Origin of the sequence: Serratia marcescens, from assembly GCF_006715005.1 — a bacterium.
Classification (GTDB): Bacteria; Pseudomonadota; Gammaproteobacteria; order Enterobacterales; family Enterobacteriaceae; genus Serratia; species Serratia montpellierensis.
This window is the reverse complement of record NZ_VFMJ01000001.1, coordinates 3,969,466-3,980,901: the sequence shown is the minus strand read 5'-3', so window position 1 is coordinate 3,980,901 and position 11,436 is coordinate 3,969,466. Positions and strand designations below refer to the sequence as shown.

Below are 11,436 nucleotides of genomic sequence, written 5' to 3'. Positions count from 1 at the left end.
ATTTGCTTACTAAGATGTCCGCTCCTGGCCCGTTGCGGTCAGTTAACCGAGCCGGACGTCTGCTGCGAGCGAGGAGAAGACGTTGACTTAGCCGGATTGCTTAGGACTTCTAAAGTTACTGGCGCGGATTTCTGGGATACTTTCAAGATCTTCCCTCAACTAAAACGGAAAATTTCGGCGGACTTTCTACTAGATAGTCCGCCATTATAGTTGCTTTTATACAGTTATTAATCAACCTTCCAAACGTTGACAGCTTGTTTTGACATCCATTTCTGAAACTCATTGACAGTTTCTAAATTCCATTCTGCATATTCAGTGACTTTTGAAGCCAGTATATATCCAGATTTTTTATATTCTTTTTTCTTATCTTCAAATGATGAGCGCTTTAAGTTATCTTTATCCATTAAAATCATGTTTCCAAGCCTATCTTTTACATCATTAATTCCTTCACCAAAAGAATCGCACCATTCTTTTTCGGGGTGATAAGGACAAATATGTTCTAATGTGGTTTTTTCATAATCACATTGATTACCTAAATGCCCCTCAATCTCAGAAAGTAAAAACCGTATTTTTTTCGCCGTTTGCCTACTAGGCATCCTATGAAACTCAAAAGCATTAAAGAATGAATTATCGTCAGGATACAAGCGTTTAAATTCTTCACTATTTTTTACATGACTAGCTCTTAAAAACTCTCGGTTATAAACTTTGTTAGCAATTTGATTGTAAATATTCTCTTGCTCACTGGGCGATAAGTGGCAAATAACATTATAACGAATAGATAATATGTATAAATATCTTGCGAGCTTAATAAACTCTTCAGGAGAGAAGTTACCGAAGGCAGCAAGGAATATTGTAAGTGGTTGCTTGATATTGAATAACCTTATTCCATTAAGGTAATGCAAAACATTTCTGTATTTCTCATCTTGATCTCCCCACCATGCATCATTAGGGTTAATCAATGATGCATAGATAGGTGAGTAGTCAATTAATGATTTTAAATACTGATACGCTTCTTCCGGTTTCGTTAATATCTTTCTCATAGAGGAAAACAGGTTGTTCTTAGTGACCATTTTTCTCTGCGAGTTATAGTGATATCTAATGTAATCAGAAACATTGCTTTCGCCAAGTTGGACGATCATTTCTGACCATTGCTCGTCCAAATCATTGAGTTCATCTTCTCCGATTTGATCATCTTTTGTCACAATTGAGAATAAATAGTTCTTAAGTAGATCCGGGGTGGAAAGTTGAACACCTCTCGCATTCAAAGTTTCAAAAACTTTATAAGCATTAAGATCATCTTGCACTATTATCTTTGTGAAAACCATGCTCGAAGAAAAATCTGCAATGAACTGAGCAATATCAGCACCTGTTCTACCAAAATCTTTCTTAGTAAAAAAATCAAAACATTTTCGTATCAATTTATTAGTCGATGTTATACCTCGAGGGTTTTGAGCCTCTAAATGCGATGACATTCTTTGAAAATAACTTTTGTTGTTTCTATTTAGTTCTAATTTATTAATCACCTTAAGCGTAACGAAGTTCTTACTTCCTACAAAGTTTTGAGTTATACCATTGAGTCGCTCAGTATTTCCCTCTACATCCTCTCCATTATCAATTAAGGTTTTGATAGCTTTCATTGCAGCCAGAACTATAATCGATAACGTAACTAAACGTTGTTGCCCATCGATAATTTCATGTTGATACTGTTCTTTTTGTTGAAGGACAATGTAGCCCATATAATGGAACCCTTCATCATCAAGTGCATTTATATCCCCCCACAAGTCCTCCCATTGCCCTACATCCCATGCGTAGTCTCGCTGGAACCTGGGTACAATATATTTGTTTGGACCACCAATTAATTCATTAAAATTCTCATTTTTTGGTTCCATCAACATAAATTGCTTTGCCATTTAATCAAATCCCGTTATTTTAAAATGACGTCATCATAAGACCGCTAATTATTAACAAGGCAATATGATGAAAGTTTGCATAATTTTGATGTACTATGAACAATTCAAGCATTAAAAGGGACTCTCGACGATCAACTTCATAAAAGATAATCATCTAGGCAGCTTTGAGCAAGCTATAGAGTTGTTAAAAGGCCTCCTATATATCTGAACTACTGTCTGGAGCAACTGTAACTTAGAGCGCTAACACTCAAGAATCCCCGCTGGTAGTGGCAGCTTTTGACAATTCGCTCCCATCGCCGGTTGACTGGCCTGTTCTCAGTTGATTAACACATTTTGAGGTCAGCTATGTCCGCTCCTGGCACAAAGCAGCCCATCAGATTAACGCCGTGCCGTAGCGCTGCCAGATCGAGTCTGTGCAGCTCGCTCATCGCAACCTATGCACCACCTGGTTGCTGCTGCCGCGCCAAATCAGCGCTGGGTCTTTCAAATCTTGCACGAACTTACCGTCGATCAGCACGTTGATCCTGTCCACCACCTGCATTTGCTGTGCGTCCAGTTCCGCCAGCCGGTAGCCGGTCCACAGCCAGATATCCTTGCCGGGGCACTCGGCGCGCACCCGTTTCACGAACTGCAGGATGCTCGGCACGTTGGCCGGGTGCAGCGGATCGCCGCCGGAGAGCGACAGCCCCTGGCGCGGCACGCGCGCATCGTTCAGATCGGCGATGATGCGGTCTTCCAGCGCCGGGGTAAACGGCTGGCCGGAGTTGAGCCGCCAGGTGCTTTTGTTGTAGCAGCCGGGGCACTGGTGCACGCAGCCGGCGACAAACAGCGTGCAGCGGGTGCCGGGGCCGTTGACGACGTCGATCGGGTAATACTGGTGATAATTCATGTGAGGCCTGCCCATCAGGCTATTTTACTGGCCATTTTGCCTTCGGGCAGTGCTGCCAATCCTCACGTACTGCGTGTACGCTGCGGTTGGTGCGCGCTGGCCGAAGGCAAACTGGCGGCGACAATCACGCCTGATGAACAGGCTTCTGCCTAGGCTGCACGGCGCTTTTCAGCCGAGCTGCCCGTTGCCGAGGTGTTTCACCCGGCGTTTCACCTCTTCCTGCTTGCCGGCGTTGAACGGCCGGGCATCGGGGCTGCCGAGATAGCCGCACACCCGGCGGGTGACCGAAACCTTGGCCGAGTCGTGGTTGCCGCATTTCGGGCAGGTGAAGCCTTTGCTGGTGCAGGAGAATTCACCGGTGAAGCCGCATTCGTAGCATTCGTCGATCGGCGTGTTGGTGCCGTAGTAAGGCACCCGGCTGTAGCTGTAGTCCCACACGTCTTCCAGCGCCTTCAGGTTGTGCTGCAGGTTCGGGTATTCGCCATAGCAGATGAAGCCGCCGCTGGCCAACGGCGGGTAGGGCGCTTCGAAGTCCAGCTTGTCGTACGGGTTAACTTTCTTCTCCACGTCGAGGTGGAAGCTGTTGGTGTAATAGCCCTTGTCGGTGACGCCCGGCACTACGCCGAAATCGGCGGTGTCCAGCCGGCAGAAGCGATCGCACAGGTTCTCGCTCGGCGTGCTGTAGAGGCTGAAGCCGTAGCCGGTCTCGTCTTTCCAGGCGTCGACGGCGGCGCGCAGCCGTGCGACGATCGCCACCGCTTTGGCGCGCAGCGCCTCGTCGTCATACACGTGGTTTTCGCCGCCGAACAGCGCGTTGATGGTCTCGTGCAGGCCGATATAGCCCAGCGAAATTGAAGCGCGGCCGTTCTTGAAGATATCGGCGATGTTGTCGTCGGCCTTGAGCCGCACGCCGCAGGCGCCTTCCATGTACAAGATTGGCGCCACCCGCGCCTTGATGCCTTCCAGCCGGGCGATGCGCGTCATCAGCGCCTTTTTCGCCAGCTGCAGGCGCTGATCCAGCAGCGCCCAGAAGCGTGATTCATCGCCCATCGCCTCCAGCGCGATGCGCGGCAGGTTGAGGCTGATGACGCCGATGTTGTTGCGGCCATCGTGCACCAGCTCGCCGTCCTGCTCGTAGGTGCCGAGGAAGCTGCGGCAGCCCATCGGCGTTTTGAACGAGCCGGTGACTTTAACCACCTGATCGTAGTTGAGGATATCCGGGTACATGCGCTTGCTGGCGCACTCCAGCGCCAGCTGCTTGATGTCGTAGTTCGGATCGCCGTACTGGTGGTTGAGGCCGTCGCGGATGGCGAACACCAGTTTGGGGAACACGGCGGTCTTGCGGTTTTTGCCCAGCCCGGCGATGCGGTTTTTCAATATCGAGCGCTGGATCAGGCGCGATTCCCAGCTGGTGCCGAGGCCGAAGCCGAAGGTGACGAACGGCGTCTGGCCGTTGGCGGTGTGCAGGGTGTTGACCTCGTACTCCAGCGACTGGAAGGCGTCGTAACACTCTTTCTCGGTGCGCGCCATGGCATAGCCTTTGGCGTCCGGGATCTGCCATTCTTCCGCCACCTGCAGGTGTTTGCGGAAGCTCTCGTCGACGAACGGCGCCAGAATTTCATCGATGCGGTTGATGGTGGTGCCGCCATAAATATGGCTGGCGACCTGGGCGATGATCTGCGCGGTCACGGCGGTGGCGGTGGAGATCGACTTCGGCGGCTCGATTTCGGCGTTGCCCATCTTGAAGCCGTTGGTCAGCATGCCTTTCAGATCGATCAGCATGCAGTTGAACATCGGGAAGAACGGCGAGTAGTCGAGATCGTGATAGTGAATTTCGCCGCGTTCATGGGCCAGCACCACGTCGCGCGGCAGGATGTGCTGCTTGGCGTAGTGTTTGGCGACGATGCCCGCCAGCAGGTCGCGCTGGGTGGGGATCACCTTGCTGTCCTTGTTGGCGTTCTCGTTCAGCAGGGCGCGGTTGCTTTGTTCGACCAGGCCGCGAATTTCCTGGTTCAGGCGGCCGCGCAGCTCACGCGCCACGTCGCGATCGTGGCGGTATTCGATATAGGCGCGCGCCAGCTGTTTGTATTCACCGGCCATCAGCTGGTTTTCCACCGCCTGCTGGATCTCGTGGATATCGACGCGCGGCTGCTGCTCCATGCGCTGAGCGACCACGCGGGCGACGGTGGCGCAGTAGTCGGCGTCGACCACGCCCACCGCCAGCGCGGCGCGCTCGATGGCCTGCGCGATGCGCGCTTCGTCAAAAGGTACCTGGCAACCGTCCCGCTTAATCACTACTGGTTTCACGTTGTACTCCTTGTTCCCCGAGGGAGCGTTCATACCCGCCTGGCATGGCGAGCAACCGTCAAATTTCGCTTATCCACAGGGCAAAGCCGCAGCGCGCAAGGGCTGTGGCGACGTGTGGATGATTTTGTGGATAACTACTATATATAGGTGTTCGTAATTCTTAATGCACTATATATAGATATTGGCGAGATTCTTTTGATGTAGAACAAGGAAAACGGAAGAGCGTGTGCAAGCTGAACAGACGTCAATCGCCGGTTGGCCGATCGCGAAAATGCGCCAGCAGAAAATCGACCCAGACGCGCACCCGCGGCGGCAGATCCGCCGAGGCGTAATAGAGCCACAGCTGTACCGGGCGCGGCCAGCATTGCGCCAGCACCGGCCGCAGCGTGCCCTGTTCGAAGTGCTTGTCGAGGTACCAGCGCGCCAGGTTGACGATGCCCAGCCCGGCCAGCGCCGCATCCAGCAACATCTCCGGGCGGCTGACCACCAGCCGGCCGTTCAGATCCAGCGCCAGCGTTTCGCCCTGATGGCGCAGCTGCCATTTGACGTGGCGGCCGTTGGCCGGGTTGCGGTGCAGCAGGCAGTCGTGCCGCAGCAGATCGTGCGGCGTTTGCGGTTCACCGCGCCGCGACAGATAGTCGGGCGACGCCGCCAGCACCATGTGCATCGGGTAGAGCGGGCGGGCCACCAGCCGGCTGTCGGGATCGACCCGGCTGCCGATACCGACGTCGAAACCTTCGCCCACCAGATTCACCACCCGCGCATCCAGCGACAAATCGAGATCGATCTGCGGGTAGCGCGCCAGAAATTGCGGGATCAACGGCATCAGCATCTGGCGGCCGAAGCCGGGGATCATGCTGACGCGCACCACCCCGGCCGGCGCCTGCCGTTCGCCGCCGGCGCTTTCCAGCGTGGCCGCCAATGCCTGCCACAGCGGCGCTACCTGCGCCAGCAGCGCTTTGCCCTCGTCGGTCAGCAGCACGTTGTGGGTGTTGCGCTGAAACAGCCGCAGCGCCAGCTTCTCTTCCAGCGCGCGGATGTTTTTGCTGACCGCCGCCGGCGTCACGCCCAGCTGGCGGGCGGCGGCGGAGAAATTTTGCGCCTGCGCGGCGGCGAGGAAGGCCGGCAACAGGCGATGCACGTCAAAGGGTAGTGACATAGTGGTTGATACTTTCGGTTGAAATTGAAGTGACCTCTAACAGCCTACACCCGAAGCGGCGGAAATGGAAAAATGCCCCCATCTTCTTATGACCGAGGAATCGTTATGTCACGCATTTTAGTGTTAACCGCCCACCGCACCCCCGACGAGTCACGCATTAACCAGGCGCTGATCGAGGCCGTACGCACGCTGCCTAACGTGACCGTACATGAGCTGATCCGCGCGTACCCGGATTACCGCATCGACGTGGCGCGCGAACAGGAGTTGCTGCAGAACCATGATGCGGTAGTGATGTTGTTCCCGTTTTACTGGTACAGCTCGCCGGCGATCCTCAGCGAATGGCAGGATGCGGTATTAACCTACGGTTTCGCCTACGGCAGCGAGGGCACTAAACTGCACGGCAAGCCGCTGCAGCTGGTGGTGAGCACCGGCGGTAACGCGCAGGCTTATACGGCGGAAGGGTACAACCGTTATCCGGTGCAGGATCTGCTGCTGCCGTTCCACGCCATGGCCAACCTGACCGGCATGGATTATCTGTCGCCGCATCTGGTGCAGGGCGTGTTCGACATGAGCGATGAACGCCTGGCGCAAGAGGCCGCCGGGGTGGTGGCGCTGCTGGGGAAATGGTAGGGCGCAGCGCTCGCCGCGCCCTGCGGGGTTAGTCTTCGAGCAGCCACCACACCGCTTCGAACGGCCGCAGCGTCAGCGCCTGCGGCTGGTCTGCCGAATCGGCGTAGTTGCTCATCAGCGGGCGCCACTGCGCGGAGGCTTCCACGCCCTCCGCCGCCCAGGCCAGCGGCTCGCGGCTCAGGTTGGCCGCCACCAGCAGGCGCTGGCCGTTCCAGCTGCGCTGGTAGCACCACAGCGCCGGGTGATCCGGCGCCAGATCCTGATAGTCGCCGTGGGTCAGCAGCGGATACTGCTTGCGCAGGGTGATCAGCTGGCGGTATGCGTAAAACACCGAATCGAGATCGGCCAGCGCCGCGTCGGCATTGATCTGCGGGTAGTTCTCGGCGCAGCCGATCCACGGCGTGCCGGTGGTGAAACCGGCGTGCGGCGCGGTGCTCCACTGCATCGGGGTGCGGCCGTTGTCGCGCGATTTGTCGGCCAGGATCGCCAGCAGTTCGGCATCGCTGCGGCCCTGGGCGCTCAGTTCGGCGTACATGTTCAGGCTTTCCACGTCGCGATACTGCTCGATGGCGCGGAAGCCGGGGTTGGTCATGCCGATCTCTTCACCCTGGTAGATATAAGGCGTGCCCTGCATGCCGTGCAGCACCATCGCCAGCATTTTGGCGGCCGGTACCCGCAGTGCGCCTTCATCGCCGAAGCGCGACACGATGCGCGGCTGATCGTGGTTGCACCAGAACAGCGCGTTCCAGGCGCGGTTATGCATCCCTTGCTGCCAGTGGCGGAAGATCTGCTTCAGTTCCACGTAATCCGGCGCCGCCCGCGTCCATTTTTCGCCGTTGGCGTAGTCCACCTTCAGGTGGTGGAAGTTGAAGGTCATCGACAGCTCTTCGCCGCTCTGCGCCGCGTACTGCTGGCAATGCTCAAGCGTGGTGGAAGACATCTCGCCCACCGTCATCAGGCCGCGCGGCTGAAACACCTCGCGGCTCATCTCCTGCAGGAACTCGTGGATGCGCGGGCCGTCGGTGTAGAAGCGGCGGCCGTCGCCCAGGCTGTCGGACGGGAAGTCCTGCTGTTTGGACACCAGGTTGATCACGTCGAGGCGCAGGCCGTCGACGCCTTTGTCCGCCCAGAACTGACACACTTTCTTCAGCTCTTCCCGCACCGGTGGGTGTTCCCAGTTGAGATCCGCCTGCTCGGCGGCGAACAGGTGCAGATAGTACTGGCCGCTGTCGGCGTGCCACTGCCAGGCGTTGCCGCCGAACTTGGAGCGCCAGTTGTTCGGCGGCGTATCGCCTTCGCCGTCGCGCCAGACGTAGAACTGACGATACGGGCTGTGGCGATCCTGCGCGGCCTTGAACCACGGATGTTCGGTCGAGGTGTGGTTGAACACCATGTCCATCACGATGCGGATGCCGCGCCGGTGGGCGGCGGCGACCAGCTGCTCGAAGTCCGCCATCGTGCCGTAAGCCGGATCGATGGCGCAGTAGTCCGCCACGTCATAGCCGTTGTCCACCTGCGGCGATACGTAGACCGGCGTCAGCCAGATGGCGTCGACGCCCAGCTCCTGCAGATAGTCCAGCCGCCGCGTCACGCCGGCCAAATCGCCGTAGCCGTTGCCGGTGCTGTCCTGAAAACTCTTCGGATAAATTTGGTAGATGACGCCGTTCTGCCACCAGGGGGTTGGGTTGCTCATAGTTCAATACCTTTGAATCGTGACAACGGGCCTGTACCCTTCATCTTTCAAACCGCAGCGTTGTTGGCTGCTGGCGCTGCACCCCAGTCACTTACTTGAGTAAGCTCCTGGGGATTTGCACCCTTGCCGCCTAGCTGCAGCTCGAAAGCTATAGGGTATTTCCAGCCCCTACATTCATGTTGCGTATTTTGCGTCAATTAAACCGGCAGCTCGCCGCGGGCGGCCTTGCGTTTGTAGACCATGATGGTCAGCACCAGCGGGATGACGATCGCCACCAGAATCGCCAGCGAGTAAATCAGCCAGAACTGCGGCTTGATAGACAGGATGCCCGGCAGGCCACCGACGCCGATGCCGTTGGCCATTACGCCGTCCAGGCCGCAGATAAGGCCCGCGATCGCGGAGCCGATCATCGCGCACAGCATTGGGAAGCGGTATTTGAGGTTGATGCCGTACATCGCCGGTTCGGTCACGCCGAGGTAGGCGGAGATCGCGGCCGGCACTGAGATTTCACGCTCGTTGGCCTTGCGGCTGATGATGATGATGCCGAGCACTGCCGAGGCCTGCGCGATGTTGGACAGCGCAATCAGCGGCCATACCGGGGTGCCGCCCATGCTCTGGATCATCTGCATGTCGATGGCCAGCGTGGTCTGGTGCACGCCGGTGATCACCAGCGGCGCATACAGGAAGCCGAACAGCGCGGCACCCACCGGCGCGAAGCTGCCGGTCATCACCGCTTTCACCGCCCAGGCGACGCCATCGCCGATCATGCGGCCGAACGGCCCGATCAGCGCGTGCGCCAGGAACACCGCCAGCAGTAGCGAAACCACCGGCACCACCACCAGATAGAGATAGTCGGGGACGATCTTTTTCAGCCGGGTTTCGATCCAGCCCAGCGCCATGCCCGCCAGGATCGACGGGATCACCTGCGCCTGATAGCCGACTTTCTGGATCACGAACCAGCCGAAGTTCCACACTTCCGGCGTTTGCTGGCCGAGCAGGTAGGAGTTCATCAGCTGCGGCGACACCAGGGTGACGCCCAGCACGATGCCGAGCACCGGCGTGCCACCCATCTTTTTCACCGTCGACCAGCAGATGGCCACCGGCAGGAACATGAAGATCGCTTCACCCAGCAGCCACAGGAAGTCGTAAACGGTTTTCCACGCCGGGTGCATCTGCGCCAGCGTTTGGCCGCCGGACATCGGGATGTCGCCGATCACGTTGCGGAAGCCGAGGATCAGACCGCCGCTGATCAGCGCCGGCAGCAGCGGGAAGAAGATCTCGGCGAAGTGGGAGATGGTGCGCTCGGTCCAGGTCATGTTCTGGCGCGCCGCCACCTTGGCCTGTTCTTTGTCAGCCTCGTTGACGCCGGTGCTGGCGATCAGCGCCTGATAGTAGTCGCCGACGTCGGTGCCGATCACCACCTGGAACTGCCCGGCGTTGGTGAAGCACCCTTTGACCATCGGCAGCTCTTCGATTTCTTTGGGGCTGGCCTTGCTGGGATCATTGAGGACGAAACGCAGCCGGGTAATGCAGTGGCTGACGGTGGCGATGTTCTCGCGGCCGCCGACCAAAACAATCAGGCGATCAATATCCTGCTGTTTTACTTTGCTCATTATGGGATACCTGCAGAGGTGTTGACTGAGTAATGATCAAAGCTTAGCCACTCGGCTTTTTGAATGAAATGGGAACGTTCCCGGTTTGGGGCGAGGATCACAAAATGACAAAAAATGGTCAACTTCTAAGCAGATCGTCAGGAAAGTTTGCTGGGCACCACCAGGCGGCGGATCCCCTGTTCGCCGCTGAGCTGTGCCAACAGCTGCTGCGCCGCCAGCTGGCCGGCGCTGCCGTAGCCGAACTCGACCGACAGAGTATCGGGGAACAGGAAGCTGAGCAGCGGGGTGTTGCCGATGGCGCACACCTGAATGGCGCGCGCCGGCTGCTGCTGCAGGTATTTGATCGCCCCCAGGGCGATGCTGTCGGAGGCGCAGATCAGCGCGCTGGTGTGCGAGTCGATCACCTCGGCGGCGTGCTGGAAACCGCTCTGGTAGCTCAGCTCGCCCAGCGTGGCGCGCGGCGTAAGCGTGAGGCGTTCACAGGCGTCGAGATAGGCCTGGTAGCGGCGTTGGCCGGTGGTGGCGTCGCTGAGCTGCACCCCCAGATAGCCGATATGCCGATGCCCTTGCCGGTACAGACGGTCCATCAGCAGGTTCACCGCACCGGCGTCGTCGTAGCAGACGGACGAGAAGCCGTCATATTCGCGCACCATCACCACCATTTTTTCCTGCCACGGTTTGAGCATCGCCGCGGTCAGGCCGGTGAAGCCGAACAGGATCACGCCGTCGACGTTGCGCTGGTGCAGCACGTGCAGGTGCTCCTGCACCAGGCGGGTTTCGAACTGGCTCTCCATCACGATCGGGTCGAAGCCCTGCTGATACAGCAGCGGCAGCATGGTGCGCACCGCCTGGTTTTCCGACGGCGAATCGAGACGGGAAACGATGATGCCTACTACCTTGTCGCTCTGGCCGCGCATGGCGCGCGCCGACTTGGAGGGGGTAAACCCTTGCTGACGGATCACCGATTCCACCCGTTCACGGGTTTGCGGGCTCACGCTGCCTTCATTGTTCAGCACGCGTGAGACGGTGGATTTGCCTACGCCGCTCAGGCGTGCGATGTCCTTGATGGTCAGCCGGTTTTGCATGGTTTACTTGTCGTTTAGGTTGTAAGGCGTAAATTGACGGCCAATAATGAATGCCCGTCAGCATAGCTCATTTTCCGACGCGGATCTTGATGCAAAACGGGATTGTGACATTGCGATGAACGGCCGCTCCTGCCGCTCTGTTTTTCCCTT

At 57.2% G+C, this 11,436-nt stretch carries 8 protein-coding genes; 1 reads left to right on the top strand and 7 read right to left on the bottom strand.

The genetic code is table 11. The features are described 5' to 3' along the window. Positions 1 to 227 precede the first annotated feature (227 nt). From FHU12_RS19340 to FHU12_RS19325, 4 genes are all read right to left on the bottom strand, one after another. Positions 228 to 1,910: a DUF262 domain-containing protein gene (locus FHU12_RS19340; protein ID WP_141971252.1), complete on the bottom strand. Its 1,683-nt coding sequence runs from the start codon at positions 1,908 to 1,910 to the stop codon at positions 228 to 230. Positions 1,911 to 2,334: 424 nt separating this feature from the next. Next, positions 2,335 to 2,799, bottom strand: coding sequence for an anaerobic ribonucleoside-triphosphate reductase-activating protein (gene nrdG, locus FHU12_RS19335; RefSeq protein ID WP_141971250.1), 465 nt, complete (start codon positions 2,797 to 2,799; stop codon positions 2,335 to 2,337). A 168-nt stretch (positions 2,800 to 2,967) separates the two neighbouring features. After that, positions 2,968 to 5,106, bottom strand: coding sequence for an anaerobic ribonucleoside-triphosphate reductase (gene nrdD / locus FHU12_RS19330; protein ID WP_004933403.1), 2,139 nt, complete (start codon positions 5,104 to 5,106; stop codon positions 2,968 to 2,970). Positions 5,107 to 5,350: 244 nt separating this feature from the next. Further along, entirely contained in the window at positions 5,351 to 6,265 is a 915-nt protein-coding gene (locus tag FHU12_RS19325; protein WP_141971248.1) for a LysR family transcriptional regulator, read from the bottom strand. A 105-nt stretch (positions 6,266 to 6,370) separates the two neighbouring features. On the opposite strand from FHU12_RS19325, the gene FHU12_RS19320 reads away from it, so the two are divergent. Continuing rightward, the gene (locus FHU12_RS19320) at positions 6,371 to 6,895 is read left to right on the top strand and encodes an NAD(P)H-dependent oxidoreductase (RefSeq protein ID WP_141971246.1); all 525 of its coding nucleotides are present in this window, start codon (positions 6,371 to 6,373) and stop codon (positions 6,893 to 6,895) included. 28 nt (positions 6,896 to 6,923) lie between these two features. Here FHU12_RS19320 and treC read toward each other — a convergent pair whose 3' ends face one another. From treC to treR, 3 genes are all read right to left on the bottom strand, one after another. After that, positions 6,924 to 8,588: an alpha,alpha-phosphotrehalase gene (gene treC, locus FHU12_RS19315; RefSeq protein WP_141971244.1), complete on the bottom strand. Its 1,665-nt coding sequence runs from the start codon at positions 8,586 to 8,588 to the stop codon at positions 6,924 to 6,926. A 197-nt stretch (positions 8,589 to 8,785) separates the two neighbouring features. Next, complete coding sequence (treB, locus tag FHU12_RS19310; RefSeq protein ID WP_019453304.1) at positions 8,786 to 10,201, bottom strand: PTS trehalose transporter subunit IIBC; 1,416 nt, start codon at positions 10,199 to 10,201, stop codon at positions 8,786 to 8,788. 137 nt (positions 10,202 to 10,338) lie between these two features. Continuing rightward, the gene (gene treR, locus FHU12_RS19305) at positions 10,339 to 11,286 is read right to left on the bottom strand and encodes a trehalose operon repressor TreR (RefSeq protein ID WP_141971242.1); all 948 of its coding nucleotides are present in this window, start codon (positions 11,284 to 11,286) and stop codon (positions 10,339 to 10,341) included. Between the last annotated feature and the right edge of the window lie 150 nt (positions 11,287 to 11,436).